This is a genomic window from Mycolicibacterium aichiense, from assembly GCF_010726245.1.
In the GTDB taxonomy this organism is placed as follows: Bacteria; Actinomycetota; Actinomycetes; order Mycobacteriales; family Mycobacteriaceae; genus Mycobacterium; species Mycobacterium aichiense.
The window spans coordinates 1,372,440-1,388,001 of sequence record NZ_AP022561.1 but is presented as its reverse complement, the minus strand read 5'-3'; the positions used below and the strand labels follow the sequence as shown (position 1 = coordinate 1,388,001).

At 66.7% G+C, this 15,562-nt stretch carries 14 protein-coding genes; 5 read left to right on the top strand and 9 right to left on the bottom strand.

Going from position 1 to position 15,562, the window contains the following annotated elements:
* Positions 1–39: 39 nt before the first annotated feature.
* A complete protein-coding gene (locus tag G6N32_RS06710; RefSeq protein WP_115316670.1) occupies positions 40–813 on the bottom strand; it encodes an SOS response-associated peptidase in 774 nt (257 codons plus the stop codon).
* A gap of 44 nt (positions 814–857) precedes the next feature.
* Here G6N32_RS06710 and aroA point away from each other — a divergent pair, with 44 nt between their 5' ends.
* The 3 genes from aroA to G6N32_RS06695 are packed head-to-tail and all read left to right on the top strand — an operon-like array spanning position 858 to position 4,019.
* Positions 858–2,144, top strand: a complete 1,287-nt coding sequence (aroA, locus tag G6N32_RS06705; RefSeq protein WP_232077532.1) for a 3-phosphoshikimate 1-carboxyvinyltransferase — start codon at positions 858–860, stop codon at positions 2,142–2,144.
* Entirely contained in the window at positions 2,141–3,130 is a 990-nt protein-coding gene (rsgA, locus tag G6N32_RS06700; protein WP_115316672.1) for a ribosome small subunit-dependent GTPase A, read from the top strand. Before aroA ends, rsgA begins: the two co-directional genes overlap by 4 nt.
* A 40-nt stretch (positions 3,131–3,170) precedes the next feature.
* Positions 3,171–4,019, top strand: coding sequence for an aldo/keto reductase (locus G6N32_RS06695; RefSeq protein WP_115316673.1), 849 nt, complete (start codon positions 3,171–3,173; stop codon positions 4,017–4,019).
* Between the two features lie 161 nt (positions 4,020–4,180).
* Here the strand turns inward: G6N32_RS06695 and G6N32_RS06690 are convergent, their stop codons facing one another.
* The 5 genes from G6N32_RS06690 to G6N32_RS06670 form a co-directional block, all read right to left on the bottom strand.
* On the bottom strand, positions 4,181–5,443 hold the full coding sequence (locus G6N32_RS06690; protein WP_115316674.1) for a fatty acid desaturase family protein: 1,263 nt from the start codon (positions 5,441–5,443) through the stop codon (positions 4,181–4,183).
* Between the two features lie 70 nt (positions 5,444–5,513).
* Positions 5,514–6,671: a ferredoxin reductase gene (locus tag G6N32_RS06685; RefSeq protein ID WP_115316675.1), complete on the bottom strand. Its 1,158-nt coding sequence runs from the start codon at positions 6,669–6,671 to the stop codon at positions 5,514–5,516.
* A 60-nt stretch (positions 6,672–6,731) separates the two neighbouring features.
* On the bottom strand, positions 6,732–7,235 hold the full coding sequence (locus G6N32_RS06680) for a DUF6912 family protein (protein WP_115316676.1): 504 nt from the start codon (positions 7,233–7,235) through the stop codon (positions 6,732–6,734).
* 22 nt (positions 7,236–7,257) lie between these two features.
* On the bottom strand, positions 7,258–8,115 hold the full coding sequence (gene ppk2 / locus G6N32_RS06675; RefSeq protein WP_115316677.1) for a polyphosphate kinase 2: 858 nt from the start codon (positions 8,113–8,115) through the stop codon (positions 7,258–7,260).
* 9 nt (positions 8,116–8,124) lie between these two features.
* Positions 8,125–9,540 (bottom strand): WS/DGAT/MGAT family O-acyltransferase, encoded by a 1,416-nt coding sequence (locus G6N32_RS06670; protein ID WP_115316678.1) that lies wholly within the window; start codon positions 9,538–9,540, stop codon positions 8,125–8,127.
* A gap of 173 nt (positions 9,541–9,713) precedes the next feature.
* On the opposite strand from G6N32_RS06670, the gene G6N32_RS06665 reads away from it, so the two are divergent.
* Positions 9,714–10,175 (top strand): Rv3235 family protein, encoded by a 462-nt coding sequence (locus G6N32_RS06665; RefSeq protein WP_115316679.1) that lies wholly within the window; start codon positions 9,714–9,716, stop codon positions 10,173–10,175.
* A gap of 23 nt (positions 10,176–10,198) precedes the next feature.
* On the opposite strand, the gene secA is transcribed toward G6N32_RS06665, so the two are convergent.
* From secA to G6N32_RS06650, 3 genes are all read right to left on the bottom strand, one after another.
* Positions 10,199–12,976 (bottom strand): preprotein translocase subunit SecA, encoded by a 2,778-nt coding sequence (gene secA, locus G6N32_RS06660; RefSeq protein WP_115316680.1) that lies wholly within the window; start codon positions 12,974–12,976, stop codon positions 10,199–10,201.
* Between the two features lie 99 nt (positions 12,977–13,075).
* On the bottom strand, positions 13,076–13,750 hold the full coding sequence (gene hpf, locus G6N32_RS06655; protein WP_163789165.1) for a ribosome hibernation-promoting factor, HPF/YfiA family: 675 nt from the start codon (positions 13,748–13,750) through the stop codon (positions 13,076–13,078).
* Positions 13,751–14,045: 295 nt separating this feature from the next.
* Positions 14,046–14,675, bottom strand: a complete 630-nt coding sequence (locus tag G6N32_RS06650) for a ComF family protein (RefSeq protein ID WP_115316681.1) — start codon at positions 14,673–14,675, stop codon at positions 14,046–14,048.
* A 52-nt stretch (positions 14,676–14,727) separates the two neighbouring features.
* Here G6N32_RS06650 and G6N32_RS06645 point away from each other — a divergent pair, with 52 nt between their 5' ends.
* Positions 14,728–15,549 carry an alpha/beta fold hydrolase gene (locus G6N32_RS06645; protein ID WP_115316682.1) on the top strand — a complete coding sequence of 274 codons (822 nt, stop codon included), beginning with the start codon at positions 14,728–14,730 and terminating at the stop codon, positions 15,547–15,549.
* Positions 15,550–15,562: the final 13 nt, after the last annotated feature.

Genomic DNA, 15,562 nt, shown 5'->3' with positions numbered 1-15,562 from the left:
GGTCAGGTCTTGGCTGTGAGCCTAACCGGCACCGCGTCGCTAGAACAGGCCAACCGGTTGGTTGTGTGGATCGGCCGGCTCGATGAGCTCCGGACCGTTGTTGCGGACGCTGTTCACCAGGGTGGAGACCTCGCGCAGATCGATACCGGCGATGTCGGGCGGTGCCGACAACAGGTCGGCGTCGGCAGGCTGATCGGGGTTCAGCCAGCGGTCCCAGTCCGCCTCGTCGAGCACCAGCGGCATCCGGTCGTGGATCTCGGCAAGCTCCCCCACGGCGTCGGTGGTGATGATCGTGCACGTCAACAGCGGCGACGCCTCGGCCGAATCGTCGCCGGCTCGCCATACCGACCACAGTCCCGCCATGAACAGTGGCTCGCCGTCCGCACGGAACATGAAGTACGGCGTCTTGCGCGCCTTCTTTCCTGCCGGGGCGTCCGGATTGGGCTTCCACTCGTAGTAGCCGTCCATCGGGACCAGGCAACGCTTGCTCTTCGCCGACGCGCGGAACGCCGGCGAACTGGTGACCTTTTCAGCGCGGGCGTTGATCAGCAGTGGGCCCTTGTTGTCGGGTGTTCCGTCGGCGGTCGCCTTCACCCACGGCGGCACCAGACCCCAGCGCATCAACCGGACCCGACGGGTCGGGGTGTCGTCCGGATCGTCGTGCCTGCTGACCACCGTGGCGACGGTGGCGGTGGGCGCGACGTTGTAGTTGGGCCCGCGCGCCTCCTTCGCCGCCTCGGTGGCTTCGTCGATGGCGTGGATCTTCTCGGCCAGCAGTGCCGGGTCGGTGGTCACCGCGAATCGTCCGCACATGACTCCATGGTGGCGCACGATCCCGACAGGGCAGGATGTATGCCGTGAGCACCGAGTTGTGGGCAGCGCCGTCAACGTCGTCGCCGGTGCATGCGCGCGTCACCGTGCCCGGCTCGAAATCGCAGACCAACCGCACCCTGGTCCTCGCGGCGCTGGCCGCCGCTCAGGGCCAGGGCGACTCCACGATCAGCGGCGCACTACGCAGCCGGGACACCGATCTGATGATCGGGGCCATCGCGGCCCTCGGTATCGACGTGTCCGGCGCAGGCGCCGAGCTGGCGGTCGGCGGGACGCTCGACCCGGGCACGCGCGCGCGAATCGACTGCGGATTGGCCGGTACCGTCTTGCGGTTCGTGCCGCCGCTGGCCGCGCTGAGTACCGCGGTCGTGGAATTCGACGGTGACGAACAAGCCAGAACGCGGCCCATCGCTCCCCTGCTGGACGCGCTGCGGGGACTCGGCGTCGACATCGACGGCAGCGGTCTGCCGTTCGAGGTCCACGGCCGCGGCGCAGTCACAGGCGGCACGGTGCACATCGACGCGTCGAGCTCGTCGCAGTTCGTCTCGGGCCTGCTGTTGTCCGGGGCAGCCTTCACCGAGGGCCTGACCGTCGTGCACACCGGCACATCGGTGCCCTCGGCTCCGCACATCGCGATGACGGTGGCGATGCTGCGCGAGGCCGGCGTCGACGTCGACGACGCCACCATCAACGAGTGGCGGGTGGCGCCGGGGCCGATCGCGGCCCGGCACTGGGACGTCGAACCGGACCTGTCCAACTCGGTCCCGTTCTTGGCGGCGGGTGTGGTGACCGGCGGAGCGGTGGGAATCACCGGCTGGCCGTCGGCCAGCGTCCAACCCGCCGAGACCATCCTGAGCATCCTCAAGCTTCTGGGATCGGCTGTGCACCAGTCAGATTCGCATCTGGAGGTGCGAGGGCCCGAATCCTACGGCGGCTTCGAGGTGGACCTGCACGACGTCGGTGAGCTGGCCCCCGCGGTGGCGGCACTGGCCGCTCTGGCCGAACCGGGCTCGGTGTCGCGACTGACCGGCATCGCCCATCTGCGCGGCCACGAGACCGACCGGTTGGCAGCGCTGAGCGCCGAGATCAGCGGGCTCGGCGGCACCTGCACCGAGACCGACGACGGCCTGGTGATCACCGCGACACCGCTGCACGGGGGCACCTGGCGTTCGTATGCCGATCACCGAATGGCGATGGCCGGGGCCATCATCGGGCTGCGGGTGCCCGGTGTCGAGGTCGAGGACATCGGGACGACCGCCAAGACGCTGCCGGAATTCGCGGCACTGTGGACCGAGATGGTGGGGGTCGGTTGAGCCCACGCGAGTACGACGAGTCCGACGTCAAGATCCGGTCGGGCCGTGGCTCGCGTCCGCGCACCAAGACTCGCCCCGAGCACGCCGACGCCGAGGCGGGGATGGTGGTCACCGTCGACCGCGGCCGGTGGGGCTGCGTCCTGGGCGATGATCCGCACCGCCATGTCACCGCGATGCGGGCCCGGGAACTGGGCCGCACCCCGATCGTCGTCGGCGACCAGGTCGATGTCGTCGGCGATCTGAGCGGGCGGCCGGACACGCTGGCCCGGATCGTGCGTCGGGGTGAACGACGAACTGTGTTGCGCCGCACCGCCGATGACACCGATCCGACCGAGCGGGTGGTGGTCGCCAACGCCGACCAGTTGCTGATGGTGGTGGCTCTGGCCGATCCCCCGCCGCGCACCGGCCTGGTGGACCGGGCGCTGATCGCGGCGTACGCCGGCGGGCTGCGGCCGATTCTGTGCCTGACCAAGACCGATCTGATGCCGGCCGAATCGTTCGCCGAGCAGTTCGCCGATCTGGACCTCACCGTGCTGACCGCGGGCCGCGACGACCCGATCGACGACGTCGAGAACCTCCTGGCAGGCAAGGTCACCGTCCTGCTCGGCCACTCCGGGGTCGGAAAGTCCACGTTGGTGAATCGTCTTGTTCCGCAGGCATTTCGAGCCACCGGCGAGGTATCCGGGGTCGGCAAGGGCAAACACACCTCGACGCAGTCGGTGGCGCTGCCGCTGCCGGGAGGCGGCTGGGTGGTCGACACCCCGGGCATCAGATCGTTCGGGCTGGCCCACATCGAGCCCGACGACGTGCTGAAGGCGTTCTCGGATCTGGCTGAGGCGATCGAGGACTGCCCCCGCGGGTGCGGCCACCTGGGCCCGCCGGCCGATCCGGAATGCGCCCTGGACGCGCTCACCGGGGCTCCCGCACGACGGGTCGCCGCAGCCCGACGACTGCTGTCCGCGTTGTCAGACGGCGCGGCGTACTGATAATTGTTTGCAACACCAACTGAGAGGGCACGCCGCACAGATGAGCACCGTTCCGAATCTGACACTCAACGACGGCACCACGATTCCGCAGCTGGGTTTCGGTGTCTTCCAAATCAAGCCCGATGAGACCGCGTCCGCGGTGCGAACCGCGCTCGAAATCGGCTATCGCCACATCGACACCGCCGAGATGTACCAGAACGAAAAGGGTGTCGGGCAGGGCGTCCGGGACTTCGGCATCGACCGCGGCGAGGTGTACATCACCAGCAAGCTCAACAACGGCTATCACAAGCCCGACGACGCGCGGCGCGCGTTCGACGGCACGATCGAGGCACTGGGCTTCGACTACGTCGACCTGTTCCTGATCCACTGGCCGCTGCCGGGACTCTACGACGGCGACTTCGTCTCCACGTGGAAGGTGTTGGAAGAGTTCAAGAACGACGGCCGGGCCCGCAGCATCGGCGTCTCCAACTTCCAGATCCACCATCTGGAGACCCTGGCCCGCGACACCGAGACGGTGCCCGCCGTCAACCAGATCGAGGTGCACCCGTACTTCGCCAACGACGAACTGCGCGCGTACGGCACCGACCACACCATCCTCACCGAGGCCTGGTCACCGATCGCCCAGGGCGCGGTGCTCGGCGATCCGGTGATCGGCAAGATCGCCGAGCGCCTCGGCAAGAGCCCCGCCCAGGTGACGCTGCGCTGGCATATCGAGCGCGGCGACATCGTCTTCCCGAAATCCGTTACCCCCGAGCGGATCAAGGAGAACCTGGAGATCTTCGACTTCGAGCTGAGCGACGACGACATCGACGCCATCACCGCCCTCGACAAGGGTGAGGCCGGCCGGCAGGGTCCGAACCCGGACGACTTCAACTGGATCCCGGACTAGACGCTCAGTCCCGGCCGGCGAACTTCGACAGCTACCAGCCACGCAGGGCGTCTCGGTTGCCGGACAGCGCGCCGAGGATCAGATCGTCGGCACAATTTATTGTTCCGCGCATGCCACGGCGCGCTCACGGGCTCATCGTGCCCCGCGAGCGCGCCGGCTGACTAGGCAGCTTTCGCTGCGCGCTTGACGCGTCGCTTCTGACGAGCAGTGGCGATCGCGGTCTTGAGACCGCGCTTGCGTCCGGTGGCCGGATCGACACCGGCATAACCCGGTTCGAGTTCGGCGAACATCCGCTCACTGCGGGTTTCGGGTGCATCGTCGGCGGTGGCGCGCAGGTACTTGTCCGGCAGCGACAGCTTGGCGATCGTGCGCCAGGTCTTGGCGTACTGCACCAGGAACGGCCCGGTTGTGTAGGGCAGGTCGTACTTGTCGCAGATCTGGCGCACCCGGATCGAAATCTCGCGATACCGGTTGCTGGGCAGGTCAGGGAACAGGTGGTGCTCGATCTGGTACGACAGGTTGCCGCTCATGAAGTCCATGGCACGACTGCCCTCGATATTGGCGCTGCCCAGCATCTGACGCAGATACCACTGACCCTTGCTCTCACCGACCATGTCGGTTTTGGTGAATTTCTCTGCGCCATCAGGAAAGTGGCCGCAGAAGATTATCGCGTTGGCCCACACATTGCGGATCACGTTGGCCACGGCGTTCGCGGTGAGTGTCGAGCGGTAGGTGGCGCGCGGCGACAGCGACGTGATCGCCGGGTAGGCGACGTAGTCCTTGAGCAGTTGTCGCCCGGCCTTGGCGCCGAACTCGCGCACCCGGATCAGGGTGGCCTTGCGATCGTCGCGGCCCTTGGAGATCTTGCCGAGCTCCAGGTGCTGCAGTCCGACTCCCCATTCGAAGCCGATCGCCAGCAGGGTGTTGAACAGCAGGTTGCCGTATAGGTTGAACGGCTTCCACTTCGCGTCCCTGGTCACCCGGATCACGCCGTAACCGACATCGTCGTCCATGCCGAGGATGTTGGTGTACTTGTGGTGCATGAAGTTGTGGGTGAACCGCCAGTGCTTGGACGCGCCGCTCATGTCCCACTCCCACGACGAGGAGTGAATCTCGGGATCGTTCATCCAGTCCCACTGGCCGTGCATGACGTTGTGGCCGATCTCCATGTTCTCGATGATCTTGGCCACGCCGAGGGTGACGGTGCCCGCCCACCAGGCCGATCGTTTGGAGCTCGCAGCCAGCATCAACCGCCCGGCGACCTCGAGACCGCGTTGAGCGGCGATGGTGCGGCGGATATAGCGCGCATCCCGCGCGCCCAGGGAATCCTCGATGTCGCGGCGGACGGCGTCGAGCTCGACCGCCAAACTCTCGATGTCCGCGTCAGTCAGATGCGTAAACGCCTCTACATCGGTAATAGCCATTAGTCACGCCTCCCTTCTTGTTCCTACGCTACCGTAACCTACGTACCCGTAGGTTACTAGTCAGTAAACCTCAGACGTCGACCACACAGTCACCCGAAGCGGCCGAAATACACGTCTGGATCCGGGTGCCCGGCTCGTGCTCCACACCCGTGCGCAAGTCGCGCACATGGCCCTCCACCAGAGGGACCACACACGACTGGCAGATGCCCATCCGGCAGCCGAACGGCATCCGCAACCCGGCCTGCTCGCCGGCTTCCATCAAAGACGTCGCCGCGTCCACCGACACGGACTTGCCACTACGGCCGAACGTCACGGTGCCACCCTCACCATGGGTAGCCGTCCGAGACGCCGCGAACCGCTCCAGATGCAAGCGATCACCGACGCCGGCGGCCTGCCACGTCTTCTCGGCCTCGGTGAGCATCCCCTCCGGACCGCAGGCCCACGTCTGGCGCTCTCGCCAGTCCGGGACCACATCATCGAGCCGGCCCAGGTCCAGCCGCCCCTCGGTGCGGGTGGTACGGACGGTCAGCCGGTATCCGTCGTGCTCGCGGGCCAGCGCTGCGAGCTCACCGGCGAACATCACGTCGGATTCGGTTGGGGCCGAATGAATATGGACGATATGTCCCGGCGCGCCGATCTGATCGCGGCGCTCCAGCGTCCGCAGCATCGACATGACCGGGGTGATTCCGGAGCCGCCCGTCAAGAACAACACCGATGCCGGAGCCGGGTCGGGCATCACGAAGTTGCCCTGCGGCGCCGCCAGGCGCACGATCGTGCCGGGAGTGACCCCGCCGACCAAGTGGGTCGACAAGAAGCCCTCCGGCATCGCCTTCACGGTGATCGTGATGGTGCGCGAGCGACCGGCGCCGTCGGCGTGCGGGCTCGACGTCAGCGAATACGACCGCCACCGCCAGCGGCCGTCCACCAGCAGGCCGATGCCGATGTACTGGCCGGCCTGGTAATCGAAGGTGAACCCCCACCCCGGTTTGATCACCAGGGTCGCCGAATCCTCGGTCTCCCGCCGGACCTCGACCACCCGGCCGCGCAGTTCCCGCGCCGACCACAGCGGGTTGGCCAGCTTCAGATAATCATCGGGCAGCAGGGGCGTGGTGATCCGCCCGAACAGCGCCCGCACCGCGTCGATCGCGGGATTGCGTCCCTCACCGGCCACCTTCGGTCGCACGGTATCGACCACGTTCGCACTGATCTTGACCTGGTTCTTCGCCATTGCGCACCTCCTTCGCCGTCAAACCTACGGTACCGTAACTTACGGTTCCGTATCCAGGCGTCAGAGCAATTCGAGCAGGAACGGCAGCTCCTGGGTCCCGTACCAGGCCAGGGGATGGTCCGCAGCGTCGCCGACGACGAATTCGGCATCCTCGTCGCCCAGATCGGCGTCGTCGATCACCGCGATCGCAGCCTTCACCGCCGGCTCGGCTCCGGAATTGTCGACATAGGCCGCAACCACCTGATCCAGGTTCACCCTGCCGCTGACCCGCACCACCGCATCGTCGAGATCGGGTCGCGGGGTCGCATCCGCGTCGGCGATCAGAACCGCGCGGCGCAGCGGCAACTCTGCGTCGGCGCGTTCGGATTCGGCGGCCAGCAGCCGCAGCGACGCCAGCGCGGCCTCCCCGATCGCGACCTCGGCCAGCTCCTCGTCGTCGCCCTCGGCGTAGGACTCCCGCAACGTCGGCGTCACGGCGAACGCCGTCCCGCTCAACGGCTGCAACGACCCGTCGGCGACCAGCTGTTGCAGCATGGCCAAAGTGGCTGGGATATAGACCCGCATCCCGGCAGATTATCCGCTGCAGTCAGGCGCCGTTCTCGCTGTCCCCGAGCAGGGTGGAGACGTGGTCGTCCACGTACGTCGTCAACTCCCGCGCGGGCCGGTGATAGTTGCCCAGCATCGGGCGTTTGGGCAGTTCCACGCTGGGCTGGTCGACCTGCTCATAGTCGATGCTCGCCAGTAGATGGGCCATCATGTTCAGGCGCGCGTGCTTCTTGTCGTCGGACTCCACCACGAACCACGGACTTGCCGGGATGTCGGTGTGGACCATCATCTCGTCCTTGGCGCGCGAGTAGTCCTCCCAGCGATAGATGGACTCGAGGTCCATCGGGCTGAGCTTCCAGCGGCGCAACGGATCGTTGCGGCGGGACTTGAACCGGCGCAGCTGCTCGTCGTCGGATACCGAGAACCAGTACTTGCGCAGGATGACCCCGTCGTCGATCAGCATCTGCTCGAAGATCGGGCACTGCCGCAGAAACAGCGTGTGCTCCTGCGGCGTGCAGAATCCCATCACCTTCTCGACACCGGCACGGTTGTACCAGGATCGGTCGAACAGCACGATCTCACCGCGGGCGGGCAGGTGCTCGATGTAGCGCTGGAAGTACCACTGGCCGCGCTCACGTTCGGTCGGCGCGGGCAGCGCCGCGATCCGTGCGACTCGCGGGCTCAGATACTCGGTGATCCGCTTGATCGTGCCGCCCTTGCCCGCCGCGTCCCGACCCTCGAACACGACGACGACCCGCTCGCCGGTGGCCTTGACCCACTCCTGCAGTTTCACCAATTCGGTTTGTAACCTGAACAATTCGGCTTCATAAATGTCTTTGGGGATCTTGCGGTTGCGCTTCTTGACGGAGACATCACCGTCGGAGTTGGCCTTACCCATCGCCGAATCCTACGTCTGCCGAGCAGCTTCGAGCAGTTCCTCGAGAGATTCGGCCAACAGCGTCGGCAACACGTCGACATCGCTCATGGCATCGCGGTCGGCGTGGATGCCGAAATAGAGCATGCCGCAATACGACGTGACGCCGATGGCCAGCACCTGGTTGTGCAACAACGGCGGCACCGCGTAGGTCTCCAGCAGCTTCGCCCCCGCCACGTACATCTGCGACTGCGGCCCAGGGACATTGGTGATCAACAGGTTGAACTGGCGGGCCGAGAACTGGGTGGCGACCCGGGTGCCCATGGCATGCAGGGTCGGCGGCGCGAAGCCGGACAGCGTCAGGATCGTGCGGGCATCGACCAGACTGGCTGCCGCCGAATGCGACTCGGTGGTGTGGGCGATCTGGGACAGCCGTACCACCGCGTTGCCCTCGCCCACCGGAAGGTCGACCAGGAACGGGGCGACCTCGCTGATGGCCTGGCCCGGACCGGACGATTCCAGAACCGCCTCGGGGTACACCGACGTCGGCACCATGGCCCGCACAGTGGAGCTGGTGGTGACCGGTTCGCCGCGCGAGAGCAGCCAGTTGCGCAAGGCGCCCGCGATGACCGCCAGGACCACGTCGTTCACGTCGCAGTCGTAGCGCGAACGCACCAGCCGGTAGTCCGCGAGGGAACCGACGGCCACGGTAAAGCGCCGATTGCGCGACACCTTGGTGTTCAGGGGACTACTCGGCGCGGTGCCGCGGGCCACGGTGCGCGCCACGTCGGTCAGCCGCCGCGCCAGATCGGCCACTTCCCCGCTGTTGCGGGCCAGGTCGCCGACAGCGGAGGTGACCGCCTGCATCTGCATCCGGGGCCGGGCCAGCCACTCCCCGACCGCGCCGAGCAGCAGCTGGCCGTTGGTGGGTTCGCGGCCCGGGATCCAGATGTCCTCGCCGAACGTCGGCGGCTTCTGGGTGCGGTCGGCGATGACGTGCCCGATCTCCAGCGCTGCCATCCCATTCACCAGCGCCTGATGCGATTTCGTGTAGATGGCCAGCCGGTTCTTGGACAGCCCCTCGATCAAATACATCTCCCACAGCGGCCGGGACCGATCCAGTGGGCGGGACCCCAACCTGGCGATGAGCTCGTGCAGCTGCGAGTCGCTTCCCGGCGACGGCAGCGCCGAGCGCCGGACGTGATAGGTGATGTCGAAGTCCGGGTCGTCGACCCAGACCGGACGCGCCAGCCCGAAGGTGACCTCGCGGACCTTCTGCCGATAGCGCCGGATCTGCGGCAGCCGGCGTTCGACGGTCTCCAGCAGGGTGTCGTAGCTCAACCCGGCGCGCGGCTTGCGCACGATCGCCAGGGAGCCGACGTACATCGGGGTGGAGGTGTTCTCCAGGTGATAGAACGAGGCGTCCGACGCTGACAGTCGAGTCACCATCGTTGGACATTCCCCTCATCGACAATCCCCGCCCGTCCCGACACGGTAACCGCCAACCCCGGGTCAGCGCATCGCGGGTGCACACACCAACGACAGAACTGTGCCATCATGTCGCCATCGGTTCGCCCCTCTCCGGCAGCCGGTCACCCGTTGACCGATTTCGGAGAGTGCCCATGTCCTGTGTCGTTCCCGTCGTCGACTACGAACCGCCGGTGTTGCACAGCGCACCCGAGCGGGTCCACCTACTGGGCGCACGGCCTCTCGGACCGTCGCCCCGCCCCGCGCCGCAGCCGGTCGCGTCTGCCCCGATGCGTGCGGCGGGCGGATTCGCCGACGCCGCGCTGAGACGGGTCCTCGAAGTGATCGACCGGCGGCGTTCCCTGGCCCAGCTGCGACCATTGCTGGCCGCCGGGCTGGTGGAGTCGCTGCTGCCGGCCGTCAAGCGGCACGAGGGCGACGGCGCCGCGCGCTTGCGGCGGCTACGGGTGCAGCCGGTCGGGACCGATGGCGCGGCAGCCGAAGTGGCGGCCACCTACAGCCGGGACGGCCGCACCCACGCCATCGCCTGCCGCGTCGAACAGGTGATGACGCCGACCGGGGTGCGTTGGCAGGTTGTAGCCCTGCACATCGGCTGACCGGGGTGGCTTCTTAACCGCGGTTAACCCCGACGCAGCCTGCTGCTGCTCTTGGACTGCTTGCGCGCCGCCTCGCGTCGCTCCTTGCGGGTGGTGCCCGCAGTCGCGGCCTGCTTGCCGCCGCCGTTGCGCTTGACCTCCGCCGAGCCGTCCTCGGCGGGACCGCTGTAGGTCAGCTGCCGAGAGTCTTCGTCGTCGATTCCCTTGGCACGCAAGGCCGGTGCCGGCTCCTGCTGCTGGCCGCCCAGATCCGCCAGACCCTGCGGGGTATCGACCGGAGCGACCGCAGGCGACGGCGTTGCCTCCACCTGGACGTTGAACAGGAACCCGACCGACTCCTCCTTCAAGCCGTCCAGCATGCCGACGAACATGTCGTAGCCCTCGCGCTGGTACTCGACCAGCGGATCGCGCTGCGCCATCGCCCGCAGGCCGATGCCTTCCTTGAGGTAGTCCATCTCGTAGAGGTGCTCGCGCCACTTGCGGTCGATCACATTGAGCAGCACGTTGCGCTCCAGCTGGCGCATGGCGCCCTCACCGGCGAGGCCCTCGATCTCGGCTTCCCGTCGCGCGTAAGCCTTTTCAGCGTCCTTGATCAGCGCGTCGAGCAGCTCTTCGCGAGTCAGCTCACCGGGCTCACCGACGGCGTCGTTGTCGAGCAGGTCGTGGTGGTCGATGCCGACCGGGTAGAGCTGCTTGAGCGCGGTCCACAGCTGCTCGAGGTCCCAGTCCTCGGCGTAGCCCTCGGCGGTGGCGCCGTTGACGTAGGCGGTGATGACGTCGACCAGCATGTCGTGGGCCTGCTCCTGCAGGTTCTCCCCCTCGAGGATCCGGCGGCGCTCGGCGTAGATGACCTTGCGCTGCTGGTTCATCACCTCGTCGTACTTGAGGACGTTCTTGCGGATCTCGAAGTTCTGCTGCTCGACCTGGGTCTGCGCGCTCTTGATCGCGCGGGTCACCATCTTGGCCTCGATCGGCACATCGTCGGGCAGGTTGAGCCGCGTCAGCAGGCTTTCCAACGTCGCGCCATTGAATCGCCGCATGAGCTCGTCACCCAGCGACAGGTAGAAGCGGGACTCACCCGGGTCGCCCTGACGACCGGAACGGCCACGAAGCTGGTTGTCGATACGCCGCGACTCGTGGCGCTCGGTGCCCAGCACGTAGAGGCCACCCACCTCGATGACGTGCTCAGCCTCTTCGGCTGCCTGCGCCTTGACCTTGGGCAGTTCCTCCTGCCAGGCGGCCTCGTACTCGTCGGGCGTCTCGACGGGATCCAGGCCCCGCTCGCGCAGCCGGGTGTCGACGAGGAAGTCGACGTTGCCGCCGAGCACGACGTCGGTACCACGGCCGGCCATGTTGGTGGCCACCGTGATCGCGCCGCGGCGGCCGGCCTCGGCGATGATGCCGGCCTCCTGCTCGTGGAACTTGGCGTTGAGCACGTTGTGCGGGACGCGGCGCTTCTGGAACTGGCGCGACAGGTACTCCGAGCGCTCGACGCTGGTGGTACCGATCAGGACCGGCTGGCCCTTCTCGTAGCGCTCGACGACGTCATCGACGACGGCGATGTACTTGGCTTCCTCGGTCTTGTAGATCAGGTCGGTCTGGTCTTTGCGGACCATCGGCCGGTTCGTCGGGATCGGAACCACGCCGAGCTTGTAGATCTCGTGCAGCTCGGCGGCCTCGGTCTCGGCGGTGCCGGTCATGCCGGCGAGCTTGTCGTAGAGCCGGAAGTAGTTCTGCAGCGTGATCGTGGCCAGCGTCTGGTTCTCGGCCTTGATCTCGACGTTTTCCTTGGCCTCGATGGCCTGGTGCATGCCCTCGTTGTAACGCCGGCCGATCAGCACGCGGCCGGTGAACTCGTCGACGATCAGCACTTCGCCGTTGCGGACGATGTATTCCTTGTCGCGCTCGAAGAGCTCCTTCGCCTTCAGGGCGTTGTTGAGGTAGCTGACCAGTGGCGAGTTGGCGGCCTCGTAGAGGTTGTCGATGCCGAGCTGATCCTCGACGAACTCGACACCCAGCTCGTGCACACCGATGGTGCGCTTCTTGATGTCGACCTCGTAGTGGGTGTCCTTCTTCATCATCGGAGCCAGGCGGGCGAACTCGCTGTACCAGTGCGAGGCACCGTCGGCGGGACCGGAGATGATCAGCGGGGTACGGGCCTCGTCGATGAGGATGGAGTCGACCTCGTCGACGATCGCGTAGTTGTGGCCGCGTTGCACCATCTCCTCGACCGAATGCGCCATGTTGTCGCGCAGATAGTCGAAGCCGAACTCGTTGTTGGTGCCGTAGGTGATGTCGGCGGCGTAGGCCGCGCGGCGCTCGTCGGGGGTCAGGCCCGAAAGGATGACGCCGACCTCGAGACCCAGGAAGCGGTGCACGCGGCCCATCCACTCGCTGTCGCGCTTGGCCAGGTAGTCGTTCACGGTGACGACGTGCACGCCATCGCCGCCCAGGGCGTTGAGGTAGGCGGGCAGCACACAGGTCAGGGTCTTGCCCTCACCGGTCTTCATCTCCGCGACGTTGCCGAAGTGCAGCGCCGCGCCGCCCATCACCTGGACGTCGAAGTGGCGCTGCTGCAGCACCCGCCAGGCCGCCTCGCGAGCGACGGCGAAAGCCTCGGGGAGCAGGTCATCGAGGCTTTCGCCGTCAGCAACGCGCTTCTTGAATTCGTCGGTCTTGGCCCGCAGCTCGCCGTCCGACAGCTTCTCTACGTCGTCGGACAAGGTGTTGACGTAGTCAGCCACCCCCTTGAGGCGCTTGACCATGCGACCTTCACCAAGGCGCAGCAACTTCGACAGCACGTTTTCCCCTGAACATATATAGGAGGGGCCCCCTGTGAATCGGAGGCTTAAGCGACCTCCATCCTAGGTGACGCGCTGGTCGGACCCGGGCAGCGGCGATCAGCCCAGCCGGATCAACCCGTAGTCGTAGGCGTGCCGGCGATAGACCACCGACGGCCGATCGGTCTCCTTGTCCTGGAACAGGAAGAAATCGTGGCCGACGAGTTCCATCTCGTAGAGCGCGTCGTCGACCGTCATCGGCTTGGCCGGATGCTCCTTGGTCCGCACGATGCGACCCGGTTCATGGTCGTCGAGCACCTGCTCCTGGGCGGTGGATTGTTCGGGGGTGAACGCCGCGGCCGCATCGATCAGCGGGGTCACCGCGGTGGCCTCGTGCAGCGATACCGGGGTCTTGTCGCCATAGTGAACCTTGCGGCGGTCCTTGGTGCGCCGCAGGCGGTTCTCGAGTTTGTGAACGGCAGCCTCGAAGGCGCCATAGAAACTCTCCGCGCAGGCCTCCCCACGGACGACCGGGCCGCGACCGCGCGCGGTGATCTCGACGTGCTGACAGTTCTTTCGCTGGCGGCGGTTGCGTTCGTGCTCGAGCTCGACGTCGAAGCGGTAGATCGAGCGGTCGAACCGCTCCAGTCGAGCGAGCTTCTGTGCGACATAGACGCGGTAGTGATCGGGGATCTCGACGTTGCGTCCGCACACCTGAACTTCGGCGTTGGCGGATTCGGCAAGGTCTTCATCGTCGGCGAGTAGTTGACCGGTGTTCGCGGAATCGATTGACATGCTTGACAACTCGTTTCTGTTACGGGTTGCACGCACTCTGGCGTGCCGGCCTGTCGTGGGATGCTGCGCCGACAGGATTGGCACGAAACTCACCCGCCGGCGCTAGGGGTCGAGGAACCTCACCTCCTACCGTCACTCGGCGAAGCGGCGGGCCTGTGGACTAGACCGCCCCCGTGATGTGTTCACGGTGTGTTGGCCCCGACGGTAGTCGTTGTTCACGCCGGTGTGCCACCTTTTTGGCCCACCTGTTTCGAAGTCTTTCGACCCCTGTTACACCGATCGTCGCCCGCCCAGGTCAGGCGTGCGCCAGGGCGAGTACGCCCGTTACATTCACGCCGAATTCGCGGAGAGTGCGCACCGCCTCGCGGGCGGTGGCGCCGGTGGTGACGATGTCGTCCACGAGCAGGACGTCACCTGTCACACGCTTGGCCAGCGCGATCCGGCCGGCCAGGTTGCGCTCACGGTCGGCGACCGTGAGGCCCACGGAGTCGCGGACCATCGCCCGGGTCTTCAGGGCCCGGACGACGGCGATGTTGTGGTTCTGCCGGGTGGCCTCGTTGGCGATGCGTAGGACAGGATCGCCACCCCGGCGGCGAGCGGCCAGGGCGCGCGTGGGCGCAGGGACGATGGTGAACGGCGTGTCGAGGATGCCCCAGGTTTCGAGGTGGTGGATGCCGAGCGCGAGGGCGCGGGCGAAGGGAGCGACGAGGTCGCGACGGCCGTGCTCTTTGAGCGCGACGATGGCCTGCCGCCGGGGGCCCACGTAGCGACCGAGAGCAAAGACAGGCACGCCGGGGTCGATGCGCGGGGTGACGAGATGCGGTTCGTCGGTGTGGACGTTGAGGGTGTTGGCGCAGGCGTCGCACCACTTGGTCGAGGGCGCGCCGCAGCCTCCGCATTCCAGCGGGAGGATGAGGTCGAGCATGGCCTGAGTGTGACGCGTCGAAGCCCAGCAGTCGGAGTACTGTCCACAGGTCATGGCCGGCGCGATGGGTTTCGCCAACGCAAATGGACTTCGGTTCGCCTATCTCGAGGAAGGCTCCGGGCCCCTCGTGCTGATGCTGCACGGCTTTCCCGACACCGCACACACCTGGGACGACTTGCGGCCGCGCGTCGCCGATCGCGGCTACCGGGCCGTGAGCCCGTTCATGCGCGGATATCACCCGACCGAGGTGCCGGACGCTGATGCGTCGCAAGAGACATTGGCTCGTGATGTTCTTGCTTTGATCCCTGCGCTGGGAGCTTCCGAGGCCGTGCTCATCGGGCACGATTGGGGCGCTGCAGCCGCGTACGGCGCGGCGGCGCTGCGGCCGGACCTGGCTTCCAAGCTCATGACTGTTGCGATCCCGCACCCGGCGACGCTGAAGCCTTCACTTCGGAAGCTGTGGGGCGCACGACATTTCGCTGCGTACAAGCTGCCCGGAGCCGCGAAACGGTTCGCCCGCAACGATTTCGCGGCATTGCCTGCGATCTACCGGCGATGGTCGCCGACATGGAATCCTCCCGACTCGGAGTTCGACGCCGTGCGGGAGTGCTTCGCCAGCCCGGGCAGCCTCGACGCAGCCTTCGGCTACTACCGCAAGCTGTCACCGCTACCGTCCGCGTCGCTGAGGGCGCGCATCACGGTGCCGACCGTCGTCTTCGCCGGACTCGACGATCCGGTGGCCGGATTACCGGACTATCGCCGGGCTGCGCGGAAGTTCAAAAGCGAGTACATCATTGAGGAAATCTCCGGCGGGCACTTCATGCACCGGGAACATCCGGAGGTGTTCGCGGAGCGGGTCTTGGCCCACCTTTGAGCGGTCCGTTTTT

Coding starts and splice junctions, on each gene's coding strand:
- G6N32_RS06710 (WP_115316670.1), bottom strand. CDS start 813: ATGTGCGGACGATTCGCGGTGACCACCGACCCGGCACTGCTGGCCGAG.
- G6N32_RS06695 (WP_115316673.1), top strand. CDS start 3,171: ATGAGCACCGTTCCGAATCTGACACTCAACGACGGCACCACGATTCCG.
- G6N32_RS06690 (WP_115316674.1), bottom strand. CDS start 5,443: ATGGCTATTACCGATGTAGAGGCGTTTACGCATCTGACTGACGCGGAC.
- G6N32_RS06685 (WP_115316675.1), bottom strand. CDS start 6,671: ATGGCGAAGAACCAGGTCAAGATCAGTGCGAACGTGGTCGATACCGTG.
- G6N32_RS06680 (WP_115316676.1), bottom strand. CDS start 7,235: ATGCGGGTCTATATCCCAGCCACTTTGGCCATGCTGCAACAGCTGGTC.
- ppk2 (WP_115316677.1), bottom strand. CDS start 8,115: ATGGGTAAGGCCAACTCCGACGGTGATGTCTCCGTCAAGAAGCGCAAC.
- G6N32_RS06670 (WP_115316678.1), bottom strand. CDS start 9,540: ATGGTGACTCGACTGTCAGCGTCGGACGCCTCGTTCTATCACCTGGAG.
- G6N32_RS06665 (WP_115316679.1), top strand. CDS start 9,714: ATGTCCTGTGTCGTTCCCGTCGTCGACTACGAACCGCCGGTGTTGCAC.
- hpf (WP_163789165.1), bottom strand. CDS start 13,750: ATGTCAATCGATTCCGCGAACACCGGTCAACTACTCGCCGACGATGAA.
- G6N32_RS06650 (WP_115316681.1), bottom strand. CDS start 14,675: ATGCTCGACCTCATCCTCCCGCTGGAATGCGGAGGCTGCGGCGCGCCC.
- G6N32_RS06645 (WP_115316682.1), top strand. CDS start 14,728: ATGGCCGGCGCGATGGGTTTCGCCAACGCAAATGGACTTCGGTTCGCC.